The sequence below is a fragment of the Streptomyces sp. NPDC102402 genome (assembly GCF_044765765.1).
GTDB lineage: Bacteria > Actinomycetota > Actinomycetes > Streptomycetales > Streptomycetaceae > Streptomyces.
Map to the genome: position 1 here is coordinate 109,571 of NZ_JBIWKR010000013.1, position 19,704 is coordinate 129,274.

20 protein-coding genes are annotated in these 19,704 nt (G+C 70.8%); 8 read left to right on the forward strand and 12 right to left on the reverse strand.

The annotated features are described in order from the left end of the window. Positions 1-8 precede the first annotated feature (8 nt). Both ACIRJR_RS29250 and ACIRJR_RS29255 read left to right on the forward strand, forming a co-directional pair. Positions 9-650, forward strand: coding sequence for an IclR family transcriptional regulator (locus ACIRJR_RS29250; RefSeq protein ID WP_099172898.1), 642 nt, complete (start codon positions 9-11; stop codon positions 648-650). Positions 651-722: 72 nt separating this feature from the next. After that, the gene (locus ACIRJR_RS29255; RefSeq protein ID WP_403786097.1) at positions 723-1,511 is read left to right on the forward strand and encodes a S16 family serine protease; all 789 of its coding nucleotides are present in this window, start codon (positions 723-725) and stop codon (positions 1,509-1,511) included. On the opposite strand, the gene ACIRJR_RS29260 is transcribed toward ACIRJR_RS29255, so the two are convergent. The 8 genes from ACIRJR_RS29260 to ACIRJR_RS29295 all read right to left on the reverse strand — a co-directional run bounded on the left by ACIRJR_RS29260 (position 1,441) and on the right by ACIRJR_RS29295 (position 7,959). Beyond that, on the reverse strand, positions 1,441-2,760 hold the full coding sequence (locus ACIRJR_RS29260) for an MFS transporter (RefSeq protein WP_403786099.1): 1,320 nt from the start codon (positions 2,758-2,760) through the stop codon (positions 1,441-1,443). The two genes, ACIRJR_RS29255 and ACIRJR_RS29260, sit on opposite strands and share 71 nt — an antisense overlap. Before the next feature lie 26 nt (positions 2,761-2,786). Next, positions 2,787-2,969: a hypothetical protein gene (locus tag ACIRJR_RS29265; protein WP_403786101.1), complete on the reverse strand. Its 183-nt coding sequence runs from the start codon at positions 2,967-2,969 to the stop codon at positions 2,787-2,789. Between the two features lie 13 nt (positions 2,970-2,982). Beyond that, the gene (locus ACIRJR_RS29270; RefSeq protein ID WP_403786103.1) at positions 2,983-3,594 is read right to left on the reverse strand and encodes an ArsR/SmtB family transcription factor; all 612 of its coding nucleotides are present in this window, start codon (positions 3,592-3,594) and stop codon (positions 2,983-2,985) included. A 149-nt stretch (positions 3,595-3,743) separates the two neighbouring features. Beyond that, positions 3,744-4,712: a glycine betaine ABC transporter substrate-binding protein gene (locus tag ACIRJR_RS29275; protein WP_403786105.1), complete on the reverse strand. Its 969-nt coding sequence runs from the start codon at positions 4,710-4,712 to the stop codon at positions 3,744-3,746. Next, positions 4,709-5,563 (reverse strand): ABC transporter permease, encoded by an 855-nt coding sequence (locus ACIRJR_RS29280; protein WP_403786107.1) that lies wholly within the window; start codon positions 5,561-5,563, stop codon positions 4,709-4,711. The genes ACIRJR_RS29275 and ACIRJR_RS29280 overlap by 4 nt, the downstream gene beginning before the upstream one ends. Continuing rightward, a complete protein-coding gene (locus tag ACIRJR_RS29285) occupies positions 5,560-6,828 on the reverse strand; it encodes a betaine/proline/choline family ABC transporter ATP-binding protein (protein ID WP_403786109.1) in 1,269 nt (422 codons plus the stop codon). Before ACIRJR_RS29285 ends, ACIRJR_RS29280 begins: the two co-directional genes overlap by 4 nt. Beyond that, a complete protein-coding gene (locus ACIRJR_RS29290) occupies positions 6,821-7,468 on the reverse strand; it encodes an ABC transporter permease (RefSeq protein WP_403786111.1) in 648 nt (215 codons plus the stop codon). The genes ACIRJR_RS29285 and ACIRJR_RS29290 overlap by 8 nt, the downstream gene beginning before the upstream one ends. Then, positions 7,465-7,959, reverse strand: coding sequence for an Lrp/AsnC family transcriptional regulator (locus ACIRJR_RS29295; protein ID WP_403786113.1), 495 nt, complete (start codon positions 7,957-7,959; stop codon positions 7,465-7,467). The genes ACIRJR_RS29290 and ACIRJR_RS29295 overlap by 4 nt, the downstream gene beginning before the upstream one ends. 122 nt (positions 7,960-8,081) lie before the next feature. Between ACIRJR_RS29295 and hppD the strand changes: the two genes are divergently transcribed. Beyond that, positions 8,082-9,227: a 4-hydroxyphenylpyruvate dioxygenase gene (gene hppD / locus ACIRJR_RS29300; protein WP_403786115.1), complete on the forward strand. Its 1,146-nt coding sequence runs from the start codon at positions 8,082-8,084 to the stop codon at positions 9,225-9,227. Between the two features lie 80 nt (positions 9,228-9,307). Here the strand turns inward: hppD and ACIRJR_RS29305 are convergent, their stop codons facing one another. Then, positions 9,308-10,951, reverse strand: coding sequence for a tetratricopeptide repeat protein (locus ACIRJR_RS29305; protein WP_403786117.1), 1,644 nt, complete (start codon positions 10,949-10,951; stop codon positions 9,308-9,310). A 97-nt stretch (positions 10,952-11,048) separates the two neighbouring features. On the opposite strand from ACIRJR_RS29305, the gene ACIRJR_RS29310 reads away from it, so the two are divergent. After that, entirely contained in the window at positions 11,049-12,416 is a 1,368-nt protein-coding gene (locus ACIRJR_RS29310; RefSeq protein ID WP_403786119.1) for an FAD-binding oxidoreductase, read from the forward strand. A 17-nt stretch (positions 12,417-12,433) separates the two neighbouring features. Here the strand turns inward: ACIRJR_RS29310 and ACIRJR_RS29315 are convergent, their stop codons facing one another. Continuing rightward, on the reverse strand, positions 12,434-12,910 hold the full coding sequence (locus ACIRJR_RS29315) for an SsgA family sporulation/cell division regulator (protein ID WP_403786121.1): 477 nt from the start codon (positions 12,908-12,910) through the stop codon (positions 12,434-12,436). A gap of 217 nt (positions 12,911-13,127) precedes the next feature. Between ACIRJR_RS29315 and ACIRJR_RS29320 the strand changes: the two genes are divergently transcribed. Both ACIRJR_RS29320 and ACIRJR_RS29325 read left to right on the forward strand, forming a co-directional pair. Beyond that, on the forward strand, positions 13,128-14,732 hold the full coding sequence (locus ACIRJR_RS29320) for an RDD family protein (RefSeq protein WP_403786123.1): 1,605 nt from the start codon (positions 13,128-13,130) through the stop codon (positions 14,730-14,732). An 87-nt stretch (positions 14,733-14,819) separates the two neighbouring features. Continuing rightward, positions 14,820-15,470 carry an RDD family protein gene (locus tag ACIRJR_RS29325; protein WP_403786125.1) on the forward strand — a complete coding sequence of 217 codons (651 nt, stop codon included), beginning with the start codon at positions 14,820-14,822 and terminating at the stop codon, positions 15,468-15,470. Positions 15,471-15,480: 10 nt separating this feature from the next. Here ACIRJR_RS29325 and ACIRJR_RS29330 read toward each other — a convergent pair whose 3' ends face one another. After that, positions 15,481-15,768 carry a hypothetical protein gene (locus tag ACIRJR_RS29330; RefSeq protein ID WP_403786127.1) on the reverse strand — a complete coding sequence of 96 codons (288 nt, stop codon included), beginning with the start codon at positions 15,766-15,768 and terminating at the stop codon, positions 15,481-15,483. A 381-nt stretch (positions 15,769-16,149) separates the two neighbouring features. Between ACIRJR_RS29330 and ACIRJR_RS29335 the strand changes: the two genes are divergently transcribed. Both ACIRJR_RS29335 and ACIRJR_RS29340 read left to right on the forward strand, forming a co-directional pair. Continuing rightward, on the forward strand, positions 16,150-18,549 hold the full coding sequence (locus ACIRJR_RS29335) for an immune inhibitor A domain-containing protein (RefSeq protein ID WP_403786129.1): 2,400 nt from the start codon (positions 16,150-16,152) through the stop codon (positions 18,547-18,549). Between the two features lie 121 nt (positions 18,550-18,670). After that, positions 18,671-19,015: a hypothetical protein gene (locus tag ACIRJR_RS29340; RefSeq protein ID WP_103516706.1), complete on the forward strand. Its 345-nt coding sequence runs from the start codon at positions 18,671-18,673 to the stop codon at positions 19,013-19,015. Positions 19,016-19,072: 57 nt separating this feature from the next. Here ACIRJR_RS29340 and ACIRJR_RS29345 read toward each other — a convergent pair whose 3' ends face one another. Then, entirely contained in the window at positions 19,073-19,657 is a 585-nt protein-coding gene (locus ACIRJR_RS29345) for an isochorismatase family protein (protein WP_403786131.1), read from the reverse strand. Between the last annotated feature and the right edge of the window lie 47 nt (positions 19,658-19,704).

The window sequence follows — 19,704 nt, forward strand, 5'->3', positions numbered from 1 at the left end:
AGGGCGTCGTGACCGCGGAGACTTCTCAGACGCTCGACCGGGGACTGCGTGTCCTCAAACTGCTCGCCGATACCGATCACGGCCTGACCGTCACCGAGTTGTCGAACAAACTCGGCGTCAACCGCACCGTGGTCTACCGACTGCTCGCCACCCTGGAACAGCACGCGCTCGTCCGGCGTGACCTGGGCGGCCGGGCCCGGGTGGGCCTGGGTGTGCTGCGCCTGGGCCGGCAGGTGCACCCGCTGGTCAGGGAGGCGGCACTGCCCGCGCTGCGCTCCCTGGCCGAGGACATAGGGGCCACCGCACACCTCACGCTCGTCGACGGGGCGGACGCGCTCGCGGTCGCCGTCGTCGAGCCGACCTGGACCGACTACCACGTGGCCTACCGGGCCGGCTTCCGTCACGCCCTGGACAGGGGTGCCGCGGGCCGGGCGATCCTCACCGCCCGGCAGAAGACGGTCGACCACCCGGGCTACACCCTCACCCAGGGCGAGCTCGAAGCCGGTGCCTGCGGGGCGGCGGCACCACTCGTCGGAGTCTCGGGGGTGGAGGGCAGCGTGGGCGTGGTCATGCTCGCGGACGCCGTGCCGGAACGGGTCGGGCCGAGGGTCCTCGACGCGGCCCGCGAAGTCGCCGACGCGCTCCGTTAGGACGAGCCCCCGCCCGCCCCGCCCGGGCTGGGGCGGTCGGGGCCCGAGGGGCGTGGCGGATAGATTGGGCGGGTGGCCATTCGTCTCTCCCGCCCCCGCACCCTCGCCCTCTGCGCGCTGCCCGTCCTCGCCCTGTTCGGTACGGCCGCCTTCGCGCCGCTGCCGTTCACCGTGGCTCAGCCCGGCACCACCGCCGACGTCCTGGGGAAGGACAAGGGGGCGCCGGTCATCACCATCAAGGGCGCGCCGACCCAGCCCACCGACGGCAAGCTGCTGATGACCACCATCCTCGCGACCGCGCCGACCGCCGACATCGGCATCGGGGACGTGGTGGACAGCTGGTTCAGGGCCGACCGTGCGGTCATGCCGCGCGACTCGGTCTATCCGACCGGCGACTCCGAGAAGGAGATCGAGCAGCACAACCTCCAGGACATGGCGGAGTCGCAGAACGTCGCCGTCGACGCCGCCCTGAACTACCTGGACAGGAAGCCCGGCTCGGTGGACATCACCCTGCACCTCGCCGACGTCGGCGGTCCCAGCGCCGGCCTGTTCTTCTCGCTGGGGATCATCGACAAGCTGGACGGCGACGGCTCGGGCGGAGATCTGACCGGCGGGCGCACCGTGGCGGGCACGGGAACCATCGAGGCCGACGGCGAGGTCGGCGCGGTCGGTGGGGTCTCCCTCAAGACGCAGGCCGCCCGGCGCGACGGCGCCACCGTCTTCCTCGTACCGAAGGCCGAGTGCAAGCAGGCGAAGGCGGAGAGGCCCGAAGGGCTGCGGCTGATCCCCGTCACGACGCTGGAGAGCGCGGTGTCCTCGCTGCGGGCACTGGATCAGGGCGGCTCGGTTCCGAGCTGCTGACCTGGGGCTCCGGGCTTCCCATGGTGCGCCAGGCGGGGAAGACCAGCGGGCTCAGTGTCGCCAGGAAGTACACCGCGCCCATCGCCAGCAGTGCCCCCGTCGCCCCCGTGCCCTCGACCAGCACGCCTGCCACGAGGCCGCCGACCGGCATGGCGAGCTCGCAGCCCGCCGTGAGCGCGCCGGACACCCGGCTCCGCAGCTGCTCGGGGACACGTTCGTACGTCACCGTCGTGAGGATCGGGTTGAGCATGCCGCCGGCGACGCCGCCCAGCGCCATGGTGACCGCGAGGGGAAGCGTCGTCCCGGTGAGGGCCGCGACCACGAACCGGGGGGCTCCGCACAGCACCACGCACACCGCGAACACGGTCCGCCGCGAGAAGCGGTGCCCGACCGCCCCGTACAGCAGGGCACCCGCCAGCCCGCCCGCGCCGAACAGTGCGGTGAGCAGACCGAGGTCGGTCGCGCCGCCCAGCTCGCCCTCGGCGTGCACGGGGAGCAGTACGGCGTTCCACCCCTGGTCCGTGCCGTTCATGAACATCACCATGACCACCACGGCGAGCAGGAGCCGGTTGCCCAGCAGGTAGGCGTATCCCTCCTTCAGTTCTGTGCGGTACGCGCGCAGGGAGACCGGGGCCGCGGCCCTGCGGGGCTCGGCCGCGCGGATCCCCCGCACGCCCGCCGCGACGAGCAGTGCGGACAGCGTGAACGTGGCGGCGTCCAGCAGGAGCACGGTCTCGGCCCCGACGACGGCGATCAGCACACCCGCCAGTGCGGCGCCGACCATGCGGGCGCCGCGTGACACCGCGTCGAAGAGGCTCGCGGCGCGCGCGAGCGTGGTGCCCGCGTGTTCGGCCAGGTCGGGCACCAGGACGTAGCGCGCCGTGTTGCCGGGCGTGTGGGCCAGCCCGTTGAGCGCCATCAGGGCGCACAGCATCCAGAAGTGGAGCGCTCCCGCGTAGTGCAGCAGCGGGACGGCCGCGACGGCGGCTCCGCAGACCGCGTCGGAGGCGACGGCGACCCGCCGCCGGCCCACGCGGTCGATGACGGGCCCGCCGACCAGGGCCGCGACGACGATCGGCAGGGTCGCGCAGAAGGCGACGACCCCCGCCTTTCCGGCGCTCCCCGTGGTCTCGAGGACGAACCACGGTACGCCGATGAGGGTCAGCGAAGTCCCGGCCGTGGAAATCGAGTTGGCGGCGAGGACGGCCGCGAGCGGAGTGCGGCGCGGTGTGCGTTTCTCCCCGTCCACGGTTGTGCGTTTCCCCCCTTCCACGGTCACACCGCCCGTGGCGCGCGGGCTCGTACGGGAGGTGCCTGGGTCAGCTTGAGGCCGAGTTCGATCATCGTCCAGCCCACGCGGTGGCGGAAGCCGGGGCGTGCCGGGTGGAATCCAGCGGCCTCGTGGCGGAGTTCGGCGGCACGGTAGGTGTGGAGCATCAGGTGGATGTCACTGTGCATGGCGATGGTCTCCTCATTCGGCCGGGCGCGGGAAGACGTGCACGTGCGTGCGGACGACCGCCGATCCCTCGGTGCCGTCGGGGACGCGGCCCCGGTAGCTGTTCACCAGGTCCTGGATCCTCTGGGCGAGTTCCAGGGAGAGTTCCGGGGTGAGCCGCACCTTGAAGTCGCTGAGGTCGAAGGCCTCACGCCACTCCTGGGGCCACTCGTGCATCGTCCCGAGCCAGGTGTTCAGCTCCTGGGTGTGCGTGGAGGCGACCTCGTGCAGGACGACCCCGACGGCGCCGCGGACCTCGGCGTCCGGGTGGTCCAGGAAGCCGCTGGTGCTGAAGGTGTTGCCCGTGTGGACGGACTTCCACCACCGCTCACGCCCCTTGCCGCGCTCGGGGTCGTCCTCGACGAAGCCGTAGGTCGCGAGCTGGCGCAGGTGGTAGCTGGTGGCACCGCTGGACTCGCCGAGACGCTCGGCGAGCCCGGAGGCGGTGGCGGGGCCGAACTCCCGGAGGGCGTTCAGCAGGCGGATGCGCAGGGGGTGGGCGAGCCCGCGGAGCGTGCGGGTGTCGACGTGATGGACTTTCAGCTCTGGTGTACCGGGGGCGGGTTCACCCGGATCGTTCGACGGCATGGCATGACCATAATCTTGCAAAGGACCCTTTGCAAGGAGTTTTTTGCAGCACTTCCTTTGCATGTCGTCGGCGTGGCTCCACGCACCGACGCCGGTGCCCGTCCCGCGCAATGCGGGACGGGCACCGGCGTCGGTGCGCGGCGGGCTGCTCAGCCCTCCTGGATGAAACCTTCCTTCACCAGCCAGTCGAGGGCCACCTCGTGCGGGTCCTCCCCGCCCACGTCCACCTTCGAGTTGAGCTCCTGTGCGAGCGAGGTCGTCAGCTTCTTGGTGACGGGTGCCAGCAGTCCGGCGATCTCCGGGTACTTGTCCAGGGTCGCCGTGTGGATGAGGGGTGCGGCGTTGTAGTTGGGGAAGAACTGCTTGTCGTCCTTCGTGACGTCCAGGTCCATCGCCTTGATCCGGCCGTCCGTGGTGTACACCTCGCCCAGCAGGCAGCCGCCGGTATTCACCTGGGTGTAGATGATCCCCGCGTCCATCTTCTTGATGTTGGCGGCAGGCAGCTTCATCCCGTAGTGCTTCTGCATGCCGGGCAGCCCGTCGTCGCGTGAGGCGAACTCGTTCTCCACGCAGATGGTGACGGCCTTCGGGTCCTTCTTGGCGAGCGCGGCCACGTCCGAGAGGTTCTTCAGGTGGTACTTGGCGTTGTTCTTCTTGCTGATGGCCAGGGCGTACGTGTTGTCGAGGGTGGCCGGCGGCAGCCAGGTCACCCCGTTGCCGATGTCCTCGTCACGCACGGCCTTCCACTGCTTCTGCGGGTCGACGATCGGCTTGGCGTGACCCAGGTAGGTGATCCACGCCGTGCCCGTGTAGTCGTACAGCGCGTCGGCGTCGCCCTTGACGACCGCCTCGCGCGCACTGATCGACCCCGGCAGGTTCGTCCGGTCCAGGACCTCCGCACCCGCCGCCTTGAAGACCAGGCCCATGATCTGGCCCAGCACGATGTTCTCGCTGAAGTTCTTCGAGGTCACCGTCAGCGAGGCGCCCTTGAGCGGCTGTCCCTCGCCTACCGACCCCGGTTCCACCTCGTCCACCAGCGGTGACCCGCTCTTCAGCCCGCACCCCGTGAGCAGGAGGGCGAGCGCGGCCGCCGATGCCAGGCCCGTACGTACCCTCACGCTTCCTCCAGTCCTCGCGGCGTCAGCCACAGTTCGACCAGCGAGGCCAGCCAGTCCACCAGCAGTGCGAGCACCACCGTCAGTACGGAGCCGAGCACCAGCACGGGCATGCGCTGGGTCTGGATCCCCGACGTGATGAGGTCGCCGAGTCCGCCGCCGCCGCCGAAGGTGGCGAGGGTCGCGGTGCCCACGTTGAGCACGAGGGCGGTGCGTACACCCGCCAGGATCAGCGGCACGGCGAGCGGCAGCTCGACCTTGGTGAGGGTGCCCATCGCCGACATGCCGATGCCCTTGGACGCCTCCACGAGGGTCGGTTCGATCTGGTTCAGGCCCGCCACCGTGTTGGAGAGCACCGGCAGGACCGCGTAGATCACCATGCCGGTGATGGCGGTCGAGGGGCCGATGCCCAGCCAGATCACCAGCAGGGCCAGCAGCCCGATCGCGGGGGTCGCCTGGCCGATGTTCGCGAGGGCCGTGACCAGGGGGGCGGCCTTCTTGACGCCCCGCCGGGTCAGCGCGATCCCGAGGGGGAGCGCGATGATCAGCACCCAGAAGGTGGAGATCGCGGTCAGTCTGACGTGCTGCCACCAGCGGACCTCGACGTTGTCGCCGGCGAGCGAGTTCTCCGCGATCGAGTCGAGGTCGACGTTGGAGATCCAGAGATACGTCACGACGAGGACGACCGCGCAGACGGCCGGCACCACCACGAGCTTCTTCCATGTGATGCGGCGCGGGGGAGCGGCGGGCGGCGGGGTGGGCTCCGCCTCCTCGTCACGGAAGGCGTGGCCTCCCACGTCGTGCTCCCCGGAGGGCCGCTCCCCCTTGGGGGGTGCCTGATGACTGGGGGTCACAGCCCGCCGTCACCCCCCTCGAGCTCGTGCTCCGTCCGGTGGACGCGCAGTTCCTCCAGGTCGTGCTCGTGCTCCATCGCGGTGAGCCGGTCGGCCTCCAGGAGCTCCTGCACGGAGTTCATCAGGGTGTGCATGTCGACGACACCGATGAACTCGCCCCGTCGACCCGTCACGGCCACCCGCCCGCCGCTGTCGGTCAGCACCGCCTCCAGCGCGTCGTGCAGCGTCGCGTCCCGGGTCACCGTGTCGTGCACCAGCTGCCCGGCCCTGGCCAGCGAACCCTTGGCCCGGCTCAGGTCGCCGCGCCGCAGCCACTTGTAGGGGCGGTTGTTGCGGTCCAGCATGAGCAGCTCGTTGTGCTGGCCGGCCCGCAGCTTGTTGAAGATCGACTGGAGCGGGTCCTCCACGGTCACCGTGGGGAAGTCCGCGATGCCCACGTCCCGTACGCGGGTGAGGTTGAGCCGCTTCAGGGCGGCGCCCGCTCCCACGAAGCCCGAGACGAAGTCGTCGGCGGGGTTGGTGAGGATCGCCTCGGGGGTGTCGAACTGCGCGATGTGCGAACGCTCCCGCAGCACCGCGATGCGGTCGCCGAGCTTGATCGCCTCGTCGAAGTCGTGGGTGACGAAGACGATCGTCTTGTGCAGCTCGTGCTGGAGACGGATCAGCTCGTCCTGCAGGTGGTCGCGGGTGATCGGGTCGACCGCGCCGAACGGCTCGTCCATCAGCAGCACCGGGGGATCGGCGGCGAGGGCGCGCGCCACCCCCACACGCTGCTGCTGGCCGCCGGAGAGCTGGCGCGGGTAGCGTCCGTGGAATTCGCGGGGGTCCAGCCCGACCAGGTCGAGCATCTCCTCGACGCGGTCCTTCACGCCGGACTTCGACCAGCCCGTCATCTTCGGCACGAGGGCGATGTTCTCGGCGACCGTCATGTGCGGGAAGAGGCCGGAGGACTGGATCGCGTAGCCGATCTTGCGGCGCAGCTTCACCGGGTCCATGTCGGTGACGTCCTCGTCGTTGATCTTGATCCGCCCGGAGGTCGGCTCGATCAGACGGTTGATCATCTTCAGTGTGGTGGACTTCCCGCAGCCGGAGGGGCCGACGAGGATCACGGTCTCGCCCGCCTTGATGTCCATGGACACGTCGTCCACGGCGGGGGTGGGGCTGCCCGGGTAGGACTTGCTCAGGTTCTCCAGCCGGATGGTCGCGCCCGAGGTGGCGGGGCGCGGCGGCGCCGACTCCGTCGATGCGGCGGCGGTCTCAGGCACGGATCCCCCTAGGGATGGTGAGCCGCCCGAGCAGAACGTACGCGGCGTCGAAGAGCAGGGCGAGGATGACGATGCCGATCGTGCCGGCGAGGACCTGGTTGATGGCGTTGGCGCTTCCGAGTGAGGCGAGGCCGCGGAAGATCTCGTTGCCGAGTCCGGGGCCCGAGGCGTAGGCGGCGATGGCGGCGATGCCCATCAGCATCTGGGTGGAGACCCGGATGCCGGTGAGGATCGGCGGCCACGCGAGGGGCAGTTCCACTTTGAGCAGGCGTCGGGTCCGGGACATGCCGATGCCCTTCGCGGCGTCCACGAGGGACGGGTCGACCCCGCGCAGCCCGACGATGCAGTTGCGGACGATGGGCAGCAGCCCGTACATCGTCAGGATGATGACGGTGGGCGGGACCCCGAGGCCGACCAGGGGGATCAGCAGACCGATCGCGGCGAGCGACGGAATGGTCAGGATCGCCGAGGTGGACGTGATCGCCAGTGAGCCGCCCCAGCCGCTCCGGTAACTGACGACACCGATCAACACGCCGAGGAGCGTGGCGATGACCATGCACTGGAAGACGGCGCTGGCGTGCTGATACGTGTCAGTGAGCAGTTGCTGGTGGCGAGTGCCCAGATACTCCCAGAAGTTCACATGTTGCTCCGTAGGCTCAGGTCGGTGTCCCCTGCAGCCTGCTCAACCAGCGGGATAATACGCAGGGGCACCGGGTTTTCCATGACGATCGCTGTGGAAGCCCGGACAATGCCATCAAAACCGACCACGAGGTCGATGACCCGCTGGAGGTCCGCGTTGGAACGCGCGACCAGGCGGCAGAGCATGTCCCCGTGCCCGGTGGTGGTGTGCAGTTCCAGCACCTCCGGGACGCCCCGCAAATGGGCGCGTACGTCCGCGCCTTGGCCCTGCTTGATCTCCAGCGTCGCGAAAGCCGTGACGGGGTAGCCGAGGGCCGCCGGATCCACGTCCGGGCCGAGGCCCCGGATGACGCCATTGGACTGAAGGCGGTCCAGCCGCGCCTGCACCGTCCCGCGCGCCACCCCGAGGCGCCGTGACGCCTCCAGTACACCGATACGGGGCTCGCGGGCCAGCAGCACGATGAGCCGGCCGTCGAGATGATCGATCGCCATGATCCGCCTCCTGATGGTCAGCCTGTACAGATAGCCCGTCCATCCTGGCGTTCGACCGGACAGATTGACCAGTGGATCAGCGAACTGTTGCGCACCTTGCGAACCGGCGGGAACCTTCGGACATGACTGAGACTGTGCACACCACCCCCGACACCGCCCGGCAGGCCGATCCCTTCCCGGTCAAGGGAATGGACGCGGTGGTCTTCGCGGTGGGCAACGCCAAGCAGGCGGCGCACTACTACTCGACCGCCTTCGGCATGAAGCTCGTCGCGTACTCCGGCCCGGAGAACGGCAGCCGCGAGACCGCGAGCTACGTCCTGACCAACGGCTCGGCCCGCTTCGTCCTCACCTCCGTCATCAAGGCGTCCACCGAGTGGGGCACCTTCCTGGCCGACCACGTGCACACCCACGGTGACGGCGTGGTCGACCTCGCCATCGAGGTCCCCGACGCCCGCGCGGCATACGCCTACGCCGTCGAGCACGGCGCGCGGGGCATCACCGAGCCGTACGAGGTCAAGGACGAGCACGGCACGGTCGTCATGGCCGCCATCGCCACGTACGGCAGGACCCGCCACACGCTCGTCGAGCGCGGCGGCTACGACGGCCCGTACCTCCCCGGTTACGCCGCCGCCGACCCGATCGTCGAGCCGGCCGCCAAGCGCACCTTCCAGGCCATCGACCACTGCGTCGGCAACGTCGAGCTCGGCCGGATGAACGAGTGGGTGACCTTCTACAACACGGTCATGGGCTTCACCAACATGAAGGAGTTCGTGGGCGACGACATCGCCACCGAGTACTCCGCCCTCATGTCGAAGGTCGTCGCCGACGGCACGCTGAAGGTGAAGTTCCCCATCAACGAGCCGGCGATCGCGAAGAAGAAGTCGCAGATCGACGAGTACCTGGAGTTCTACGGCGGCGCGGGCGTCCAGCACATCGCGCTCGCCACGAACGACATCGTCGCGTCCGTGAAGGCCATGCGGGCGGCCGGCGTGCAGTTCCTGGACACCCCGGACTCGTACTACGACACCCTGGGGGAGTGGGCGGGAGAGACCCGGGTTCCGGTCGAGACGCTCCGTGAGCTGAAGATCCTCGTCGACCGCGACGAGGACGGCTACCTGCTGCAGATCTTCACCAAGCCGGTCCAGGACCGGCCGACGGTCTTCTTCGAGATGATCGAGCGGCACGGCTCGATGGGCTTCGGCAAGGGCAACTTCAAGGCCCTGTTCGAGGCGATCGAGCGCGAGCAGGAGAAGCGCGGAAACCTCTAGCCGGTCTTCGACCTGGAGATCGAGCCAGGACGCGGCGGAGGAGGGCACCCCGAAGCCCCGGGGCGCCCTCCTCCGTCCCGCTACGGCGCCGCCGTCCCGCCCGGCTCCGGAGCACGCGGGGACGGGGACGGGGCCGCCGGCCGCGAGGGCTTCGGCTCGGGTGCGGACTCCGCCTTCGGCTCCCGCCGGGGTTCCGGCGTCGTCCCGGCCGCGGAAGGCGCCGGAGCCGGGGGCTCGGGGGCCGGCTCCGGGGAGGGCGGCAGCATGTCCGCCGGGCCGCCCGACGAGGGCTCGCCCAGGGCGTCCAGGGCCTCCCGCGCCAGCGGTGCGGCCAGCGGTGAGAAGCCCGGGTCCGTGCGGAGGGCCTCCTCCAGATGACCGCGGGCGGGGCCGTCCTGGCCGAGGGCGCTCTCGATCATCCCCAGGTGGTACGCGTACGAGGCATCCCGTACGCCGGTCTCCACGGCCCGCTCGGCGTACTGCATGCCCTCCTCGCTCCGGCCCGCCCGGTGCAGCGACCAGGCAAGGGTGTCCGCCACCGCCGAGCTGCGGCGCTGCGACTCCCACACGGTGCGCATCAGCTCCACCGCCGCCTCCGGGTCGCCGTGGTCGGCCTCGAAGCGGGCCTCGGTCAGCGACTCGTCGACCCCGTCGGCCTCCGCCCTGGTGAGGAGGGAGCGGAGCTCCGCGTACTGGGTGCGGGCGTCGCCGTCCAGGTCCAGCGACTCGTACAGCTCACCCAGTTCGAGCACGTACGCGGGGCGGGGCAGCTTCGTCGTCACCGTCCGGTAGGCGTCCAGCGCCTCGTCCGTGCGGTCCAGGGCCACCAGGGCGCGGGCCCGGCCCGCGAGGGAGACCAGATGGCCGCGGTCGGTCCGCAGGGCCGCGTCGTACTGCGCGAGTGCCTCCGCGGGCTCCCCGCGCTCCGCGGCGAGGGTGCCGAGCCGGTGCAGGGCCGCAGCCTTCTCTGCGGGCGCGGCCGCACGGTCCGCGGCCTCCTGGGCGGTGGCGAGGGCGTCCTCGCGCCAGCCCTGGTTGCGGTACATCTCGGACGTCCTGGCCAGGGCGGGGGCACCCTTGCGCAGCGTCGCGAACTTCTCCGTCGCTCTGCCCGCCGCCGCGTACTCGCCGAGGCCGTTGTAGGCGTCGATCAGCACCGGGTACGCCGTCCAGTTCCTCGGCTCCCGCGCGCGGACCGTCTCACCCCACTTCTTCCCCGCGAGGAAGTCGTTCCGGGCGTTGGCGAGCGCCCCGAGCCCCACCCAGGCCTCCGCGTTCCCGCGCTCGCCCGGCTGAGCGGCCAGCGAGCGCTGGAGGGCCTGCTCGGCCCGGGTGTAGTACGCCGCGTCCGACGCCCGCCGGCCCCACTCGACGTAGGCCGTGCCGAGCACCGCCCAGGACGGGGCGTCCGCGGGGTGCGTCTCCACCCACTTCTGCCGGTCGCCGATGAGGGCCGTCAGATCGGACAGGGAGGCGGGCGCACCCGCGGCGGCCGCGGCCTCGGCCCGTGCCACCGGTCCCGCCACGGGGGGCGGGGCCTCCTCGGAGCCGTCCGGTACGGCGATCACCGCACCGGCCACGAGCACGGCGCCGGCCACCGCACCGAACGCCGCCCTGCGCAGCGTGGTGCGCATCGGCGTGGGAAGCGGGGGTACGGCCGTCGCACCCTGCGGCGGCAGGGGGGAGGGGGGCGGCTCCGGGTTCTGCTGCGGCTTGGCATCCATGGCCATCACTCTGCGTCAGTACGAAGATCGCATCGCGCTCCGCGAAGGCTGACGCAGACGGGTTCACACCATTGGCCCCGGGTGACACGCTTGGATCATGGACGATCTTCTCGAACGACTGCGCGCGGGTCTCCCGGCCGAGGCCCTGATCACGGACCCGGACGTCACCGCCTCGTACGCCCACGACATGGCGAGCTTCTGCGAGGCCGGTGCCCCTGCCGTCGTGGTGCTGCCGCGGACGGTCGAGGAGGTCCAGCACGTGATGCGGACCGCCACCGCCCTGCGGGTCCCCGTCGTGCCCCAGGGCGCGCGCACCGGTCTGTCGGGCGCCGCCAACGCCTCCGACGGCTGCATCGTGCTCTCCCTGGTGAAGATGGACCGCATCCTGGAGATCAGCCCCGTCGACCGGATCGCGGTCGTCGAGCCGGGCGTCGTCAACGCGACGCTCTCCCGCGCCGTCGACGAACACGGGCTGTACTACCCGCCGGACCCGTCGAGCTGGGAGACGTGCACGATCGGCGGCAACATCGGCACGGCCTCCGGCGGGCTGTGCTGCGTGAAGTACGGCGTCACCGCCGAGTACGTCCTGGGGCTGGAGGTCGTCCTGGCCGACGGCCGGCTCCTGAACACCGGGCGGCGCACCGCGAAGGGCGTCGCCGGATACGACCTGACCCGCCTCTTCGTCGGCTCCGAGGGCAGCCTCGGCATCGTTGTCAAAGCCGTCCTCGCGCTGCGTCCCCGCCCGCCGCGGCAGCTCGTGCTCGCCGCCGAGTTCCCCTCCGCGGCGGCGGCCTGTGACGCGGTGTGCCGGATCATGGAGCGAGGGCACACCCCGTCACTCCTCGAACTGATGGACCGTACGACCGTGCGTGCCGTCAACGCGATGGCCTCCATGGGCCTCCCCGAGAGCACCGAGGCCCTGCTGCTCTGCGCCTTCGACACGCCCGACCCGGCGGCCGACCTCGCCGCCGTCGGGGAGCTGTGCACGGCATCCGGCGCCACCGAGGTCGTGCCCGCGGACGACGTCGCAGAGTCCGAACTCCTGCTCCAGGCGCGCCGGCTGTCCCTCCCCGCCCTGGAGACCGTCAAGTCCGCCACGATGATCGACGACGTGTGCGTGCCGCGCTCGAAGCTCGGCGCGATGATCGAGGGGACCGCCGCCATCGCCGAGAGGTTCGGGCTCACCATCGGCGTCTGCGCCCACGCGGGCGACGGCAACACCCACCCCGTCGTCTGCTTCGACCACACCGACGCCGACGAGTCCCGCAGGGCCCGCGAGTCCTTCGACGAGATCATGGCGCTGGGCCTCGAACTGGGCGGCACCATCACGGGCGAACACGGGGTCGGCGTACTGAAGAAGGAGTGGCTCGCCCGCGAACTCGGCGAGGTCGGGGTCGAGTTGCAGCGCGGCATCAAGGCCGCCTTCGACCCGCTCGGGCTGCTCAACCCCGGCAAGCTCTTCTGACGGCCGCGCACCACCGCTCAGCCCTCGCCGTCCTGCGGCTCGTCCTGGGGCCAGGGGTCGCTCAGCCACGGGTCGTCGGCGGGGAGCGGGGTCAGGAGTTCGGCGAGGGCCCCGTCCAGCCCCAGCAGTGTGCTCTCGGTCCCCGGCGGCACCACCCGGAGGGTGCGCTCCACCCACGCGGCCACCGCGCCCGACGGCACCTCCAGGAGGGCGTTGCCGTCGGGTGAGGTGAGCGCGACACAGATGACGCCGCGGTCCTCGACCTTGGCCGGCCAGATCCGGACGTCCCCGTGCCCGCACGGCCGGAACACCCCTTCCACGAGCAGCTCGCGGGCGAACGTCCAGTGGACGGGCGACTCGGAGCCGATGTGGAAGGTGATGTGCACGGCGTAGGGGTCGTCGGTGAAGTAGGACAGCCGGGCGGGTACCGGGACGGACCGCTCGAGCGACAGGACCAGCTTCACTTCCAGCTCGCGTTCCACGGCGTTCTGCATGGGGGTGCACGACCTTCCGATGCTCGTAGGGGCCGGTCCCTCGACCGGTCCGCACAAGGAGAGAGCGCCCTCCCCGGCGTCTATGACGCGACTTCCCAGAAAAACTTCCCCGGACCCTGAAAGTGGTCCAAACAGCAGGACCGGCCCGGGGGTGCTCGGAGGTCTGATAGATGTGGACCCTTGTATTGAGGACTCGAAGAGATACGGGACCACGGTGATGAGCGCCCCAACCCCGGCACCCGGTGACGAAAGCCCCCGCGAGGGCTACTACCCCGACCCGTCCATTCCCGGCTACGTCCGGTACTGGAACGGCGCTTCGTGGGTCCCCGGCACGAGCCGGCCCGCGCCCGGGCAGGACGGGACGCCGACGGCCGGCCCCGCCCCGCAGCGGCAGGCCCCGGTGGACGAGACCGGACCGATGTACCTCGACGAGGTCGACGGGCCGGACAGCGGCGGTGGGACGAGCGCCCCGGAGGCCGACGTGGCCCCCATCCGTCCCCGGCCGGCGTCCGCCTGGCAGGCCGACACCTCCCGGCAGACCGGCTTCGGCGGTGAACGCGACGACCGCGTGTCCTGGGGCGGCCAGGACCCGCGTACGACCGAACCCCTCACGGCGCCCCCCGCCGCCCCGGCCGACGGCGCCCCCGCCGACCCCCGGCAGCCCGGCGCCCCTGACCCGACGCGCGGTGCCCTGCCCGGGATGCGGGACGGCAACGAAGGGGTGAGCGACGGAACCGTCGCCATCCGCGTCGACCGGCCCGGCGGCAGCGGCGACTCCGGCCGGCCGCCGGCCGAGGGCACGGTCACGATGCGCGCGGTTGGCCCCGGTGGAGCCGCCCGGCCCCCGCGTCCGCGTGAGGAGGGGCCGGCCCCCGCCGACGGCACGATGACGATCCGTGCCGTACCGCCCGGCGGCACGGCACAGCCGTCCGCCCCCACGCCGTCGCCCACCCCGCCACGGGCACAGGCGCAGGCACAAGGTCAGGCACAGCCACCGGGGCAGGCGCAGGCGCAGGCACAGGCACAAGGGCGGGCACAGGCACAGCCACCGGGGCAGGCACAGGCACAAGGGCGGGCACTGGTACAAGGGCAGGCACCCGCTCTGCCCACGCCTCTGACGCCGGGACCCGGCGGTGGGTCCGCGTCCTGGGCGCAGCAGGCCCACCAGCTCGCGCAGCCCGAGCGGACGGCTCGCCCGCAGCCGCAGCCCGGCGCCCGGCAGCAGAGCCCGGTGCCGGCGCGGCACCAGGGCGCGGGACCCGAGCGGCAGCAGCCCGTCGTGCCCTGGAAGCCGCCGGTGGAGGACCCCTTCCAGCAGCTGGCCCGGTCCCAGAGCTCCGCCAGGCCCGCCGGGCTCGGCAAGCGGCTCGCCGCCCGCATCCTCGACACCGTCGTCCTCGGCGCGCTCGTCGGGGCGGTCGGCTTCCCGCTGGTCACGCAGGCGATGGACCACATCGACCGGAAGATCGAGGTGGCGAGGATGTCGGGCGAGACGGTCACCGTCTGGCTCCTGGACGCCACCACGGCGGGACTGTTCGGCGGAGTGCTCGCCGCCTTCCTGGTCCTGGGCTTCGTCATCGAGGCCCTTCCCACCGCCAGATGGGGCCGCACGCTGGGGAAGACCCTGTGCGGGATCGAGGTGCGGGACATCGAGTCCCACGACGCGCCGGGTCTGGGCGCCGCACTGCGCCGCTGGCTGGTCTACGGGGTGCTGGGACTGCTCGTCGTCGGTGTGCTCAACGTCCTCTGGTGCCTCTTCGACCGGCCGTGGCGCCAGTGCTGGCACGACAAGGCGGCCCGCACCTTCGTCGCGGGGCGATGACGTCGCGTACGCCCGTGTGCTGACGCCCCGTCCCCCGAAGGGACCTCTGCCGTTGCGGGCCCTCGTGGGCCGGGGTGCACTGCCCCCATGAGTAACGTGCCACCGCCTCCGCCGCCCGGCGACGACGACCCCTTCTCGAAGAGGCCGCCGCAGGGGCCTCCGCCCCCGTCGAGCGGCTCCCCCTACGACAGCGGGCCGCCGCCTCCGCCCCCGCCGCCGAACGACCCGTACGGGGGCGGTGGTGCGGATCCGCTGGCCGGTATGCCGCCGCTCGCCGAACCGGGCAGACGGATCCTGGCGCGGCTGATCGACTTCCTCATCATCTCGATCCCGCTGTATCTGATCTCGCTGCCCTTCGGCGGCGCGGTCGACGTCTCGTCGGACGACGGCAACGACGACTTCGGCAACGCGGTCGGCAACGCCTACTCGGGCCACCAGCTGGTCTGGTCGCTGATCGGCCTGGTCGTCTACGTCGCCTACGACACGTACTTCACCCACAAGGACGGCCGGACGCCCGGCAAGCGGCTGCTGAAGATGCGCGTCGCGATGCTCAACGACGGCTCGGTGCCCGACACGAGTTCCTCGCTGATGCGGGCCGTGGTGCTCTGGCTCCCGGCCCTGCTGTGCTGTCCGTGCCTGTGGTGGCTCATCAACATCGTGCTGATGTTCACGGACAAGCCCTACCGGCAGGGTCTGCAGGACAAGGCGGGCAAGACCGTGGTCGTCAGTGTCCCCTGAGCCGCGGGGGTCAGCGGTGCAGCGAGTGCTCCCCGACGTGCTGCCGCCGGACGGTGGCGATCTCCACGTCCTCGACGGTGCGGTGCGTCCGGGCGGCGGCGGGCGGTGCCACCCTCCGGGCCGGCCTCGCGCGGGCCGGCAGGGCCAGGGCCACCAGCAGGCCGAGCACCAGCGCCGCGGTGCCGACGGCGGCGACACCGATGCCGGACTCCGTACGGAACAGCAGCAGCATGGCGAGGGCGGAGATGACGACGGTGGCCGAACCGTAAAGGAACTGTGCGGCAGTCGGACGCGGCATGGCGGTATCCGTCCTCGGGGTGTCGGATAGGGGCAGTCTCTCAACACGTTCGCACTGTCAATCGACTCTACGACGGTGGATGCCCGTGAGGAACCGGTAGTAAGCGTGACCTAACCCACGGTACCGGTGCACGGGGGGCGCACGGAGTCACGTTGTGACCAACGAGGCTGCCCGGCGCGCCGGTTGGACGATCGGGCCGCCCGGATGTGCGTCCGGATTCCGGAACGTCACTCCCGCATAGTGCACTTGGTATGTGCAAGTCAAGGTCTGTCTTTTCTCTCGTAACTCCGATCGAATGTCGTCACTTGTGACGCGTTGAACGCGCGCGGCCCGTCTTCACCCCCTGGCCGCGGACGCGAACGCCGGGGAGGACTGCATCAAGTGATCACTCAGAGACGGGCGCTGCGCGCCACCGCGGTGGCCGTGGCGCTGGCCGCCACCGCCGCGACGGCGTCCACCTTCGCCACAGCCCAGGCAGACGACAAGGCGCCGGGATCCGGCACCTCCGTCGTCGACCGTCGCGACCCCGCGCCGGTCAAGGCGACCGAGCACGACCTGGAAGGCCCCTTCAGCAAGGAGCAGGACGCCCAGCGGCAGGCCGCGCTGGAGCAGGTCCTGGCCGGCGACAAGAAGGTGTCCACCAAGGACGGTTCCAAGGTCGTCAAGCTCGGCAAGAGCAAGTACGTCGAGCTCGGCCGGGAGAAGACCGACAAGATCTTCACCATCCTCGTGGAGTTCGGCGACCAGGTCGACGACACCACGATGTTCGACCCCGACGGCGACGGCCCGAAGCCGCCCGTCAAGAAGTTCGGCGGCACGCCCGGCCCGCAGCACAACGAGATAGCCGAGCCCGACCCGGCGAAGGACAACAGCACCGCCTGGCAGGCCGACTACGACCAGCAGCACTTCCAGGACCTGTACTTCGGTCAGGGCAAGGGCAAGGAATCGCTGAAGACGTACTACGAGAAGACGTCCTCCGGGCGTTACTCGGTCGACGGCGAGGTCTCGGACTGGGTCAAGGTCCCGTACAACGAGTCCCGTTACGGCTCGAACTACTGCGGCTCGACCAACTGCGCCAACGTCTGGGACACCGTCCGCGACGGCGTCAACGCCTGGGTCGCCGACCAGAAGGCCAAGGGCCGCTCCCTGGACGAGATCAAGGCCGACCTCGCGCAGTACGACGAGTGGGACCGTTACGACTTCGACGGTGACGGCGACTTCAACGAGCCCGACGGCTACATCGACCACTTCCAGCTGGTCCACGCCGGCGAGGACGAGTCCGCGGGCGGCGGCGCCGAGGGCACGAACGCCATCTGGGCGCACCGCTGGTACGCGTACGGCACCAACGCCGGTGCGACGGGTCCCGAGGGCAACAAGGCCGGTGGCGCCGAGATCGGCGACACGGGTATCTGGGTCGGCGACTACACCGCGCAGCCCGAGAACGGCGGACTGGGCGTCTTCGCCCACGAGTACGCCCACGACCTCGGCCTCCCGGACCTCTACGACACCTCCGGCGGCGGCGAGAACTCGGTCGGCTTCTGGTCCCTGATGTCGGCGGGCTCCTGGCTCGGCACCGGCGACGGCGAGATAGGCAACCTGCCGGGCGACATGACCGCCTGGGACAAGCTCCAGCTCGGCTGGCTCGACTACGCGACGGCCAAGGCGGCCACGAAGTCGACCCACAAGCTGGGTGTCTCGGAGTACAACACCAAGGACAAGCAGGCGCTCGTCGTCGAGCTGCCCGAGAAGGAAGTCACCACCACCGTGACGAAGCCCGCCGAGGGCTCGAAGCAGTGGTGGAGCGACATGGGTGACGACCTGTCGAACACCCTGACCCGCCCGGTCGACCTCACCGGCAAGACGTCCGCCTCGCTGGACCTGTCCGGCTGGTACGACATCGAGGCCGACTACGACTACCTCTACACCGAGGTCTCGGAGAACGGCGGCACCAGCTGGACCGCGCTCGACGGCACCGCCGACGGCAAGGCCATCCCGCGTGACGCCAGCGACAAGCCGGCCCTGACCGACGTCTCCGGCGCGTACAAGAAGCTCAGCTTCCCGCTGGACGCCTACGCCGGCAAGAAGATCGACCTGCGCTTCCGCTACCAGACGGATGGCGGCGCGGGCGGCAAGGGCTTCACGGCCGACGCCATCACGGTCACCGCCGACGGCGCCGCGCTCTTCACGGACAACGCCGAGGGCGACGACAACGGCTGGACCAGCAAGGGCTTCTCGCGGATCGGTGAGTCGTTCACCAACGACTACCCCCAGTACTACATCGCCGAGAACCGGCAGTACGTCTCGTACGACAAGACCCTCGAGGTCGGCCCGTACAACTTCGGCTTCACCACCACCCGCCCCGACTGGGTCGAGCACTACGCCTACCAGAACGGCCTGATGGTGTGGCTCTGGGACACGTCCCAGAAGGACAACAACACCTCGGTCCACCCCGGCCAGGGTCTGATCCTGCCGGTGGACTCGCACGCGAAGCCGCTGAAGTGGACGAACGGGACACTCCTGCGCAACAAGATCCAGCCGTTCGACGCGCCGTTCAGCTGGTACCCGAACAAGGGCTTCACGCTGCACAACGCCGACGTGGCGCTGAAGATCAAGCCCTCGCTGGGCGTCCCGGTCTTCGACGACCGCAAGGGCACCTACTGGTACGCGGAGAACCCGACGGGAAGCGTCAAGGTCTCTGACACCAACACCCGGCTCACCATCGTGAACGAGCCGCTCAGCGGCTCGACGATCACAGTGAAGGTCGGACCCTCGGGCAAGTAGACCGAAAAACGCCTGGTCACAGCATGATCGGCCGTCGCCCTCTAGCGGGCGGCGGCCGATCGTGTTTAGGTGCGTCCTACCGATCCTTATTGACACGAAGTCTTACGGGGGAGCGCGAAGCATGGCAGGCGGAGGTTTCTGCAGGTTGCCCAACGGCACCGTGGTGGTGGCACTGACCCTGAACGGCCCGGCCGGGGGATCCGGCCCCGGAGAGCCGGTACGGGTCCTGGTGCACGCGGCGAACCGGGCGCGCGCCCTGACCAGGCTGCGCAACCTCGGGCTGCGCGCCGTCTACCTCCGGGGCAACGCCCAGCCGCCCACCCCGGACGAGGTCACGGCGGTCCTGCACCACCCGGACGGCCTGCTCTGGCGGACGGCGCCGCAGACCGGCCAGGAGCTCTGGCACCCGATACGGGCGCTGCTGGGATCCTCCGGATACGCGGGACCGGCCCGGCCGGCGGCCTGAGCGCGCGGGGCGGGTCCGGCGGGCCGGACCAGGGGCTCCGAGCTGCTGCCGGCCGGCTCAGACGACCGGCTTGCCCGACAGCTGCACGCCGGCGGTCCGCAGCTCCTCCAGGGCCCGCTCCGTGGTCCCCTCGGCGACCCCGGCGGTCAGCTCCAGCAGCACGTGCGTGGCGAAGCCCTCGCGGGCGGCGTCCAGGGCGGTGGCCCGCACGCAGTGGTCCGTGGCGATGCCGACGACGTCGACGGCGGTGACGGAGCGGTCCCGCAGCCACCGGGCGAGGCCGACGCCGTTCTCGTCGACGCCCTCGAACCCGCTGTAGGCCGCGGCGTACGCACCCTTGTCGAAGACCGTGTCGATGGCTCCCGAGGCCACGGCGGGGGCGAAATTGGGGTGGAAGCCCACGCCCTCCGTGCCGGCGACGCAGTGCGGCGGCCAGGAGTGCTCGAAGTCGGGTGAGGCGGAGAAGTGGTCACCCGGGTCGACGTGGTGGTCGCGGGTGGCCACCACATGGCTGTAGCCGGGCTGAGCCTGGCCGATCAGGTCGGTGATGGCGGCGGCGACATCGGCGCCGCCCGCCACCGCGAGGCTGCCGCCCTCGCAGAAGTCGTTCTGAACGTCAACGACGATCAAGGCGCGATGCATGGCGGTCGTCCTTCGGTGTGGGGTTCGGCGGGTCGGCGGATGTCAGC

What these genes read in the sequence shown, in the direction of transcription:
- ACIRJR_RS29265 (WP_403786101.1), bottom strand. Translation starts at nt 2,969, where the DNA reads ATGCACAGTGACATCCACCTGATGCTCCACACCTACCGTGCCGCCGAA.
- ACIRJR_RS29270 (WP_403786103.1), bottom strand. Translation starts at nt 3,594, where the DNA reads ATGCCGTCGAACGATCCGGGTGAACCCGCCCCCGGTACACCAGAGCTG.
- ACIRJR_RS29295 (WP_403786113.1), bottom strand. Translation starts at nt 7,959, where the DNA reads ATGGCGATCGATCATCTCGACGGCCGGCTCATCGTGCTGCTGGCCCGC.
- hppD (WP_403786115.1), top strand. Translation starts at nt 8,082, where the DNA reads ATGACTGAGACTGTGCACACCACCCCCGACACCGCCCGGCAGGCCGAT.
- ACIRJR_RS29305 (WP_403786117.1), bottom strand. Translation starts at nt 10,951, where the DNA reads ATGGATGCCAAGCCGCAGCAGAACCCGGAGCCGCCCCCCTCCCCCCTG.
- ACIRJR_RS29310 (WP_403786119.1), top strand. Translation starts at nt 11,049, where the DNA reads ATGGACGATCTTCTCGAACGACTGCGCGCGGGTCTCCCGGCCGAGGCC.
- ACIRJR_RS29315 (WP_403786121.1), bottom strand. Translation starts at nt 12,910, where the DNA reads ATGCAGAACGCCGTGGAACGCGAGCTGGAAGTGAAGCTGGTCCTGTCG.
- ACIRJR_RS29320 (WP_403786123.1), top strand. Translation starts at nt 13,128, where the DNA reads ATGAGCGCCCCAACCCCGGCACCCGGTGACGAAAGCCCCCGCGAGGGC.
- ACIRJR_RS29325 (WP_403786125.1), top strand. Translation starts at nt 14,820, where the DNA reads ATGAGTAACGTGCCACCGCCTCCGCCGCCCGGCGACGACGACCCCTTC.
- ACIRJR_RS29330 (WP_403786127.1), bottom strand. Translation starts at nt 15,768, where the DNA reads ATGCCGCGTCCGACTGCCGCACAGTTCCTTTACGGTTCGGCCACCGTC.
- ACIRJR_RS29340 (WP_103516706.1), top strand. Translation starts at nt 18,671, where the DNA reads ATGGCAGGCGGAGGTTTCTGCAGGTTGCCCAACGGCACCGTGGTGGTG.
- ACIRJR_RS29345 (WP_403786131.1), bottom strand. Translation starts at nt 19,657, where the DNA reads ATGCATCGCGCCTTGATCGTCGTTGACGTTCAGAACGACTTCTGCGAG.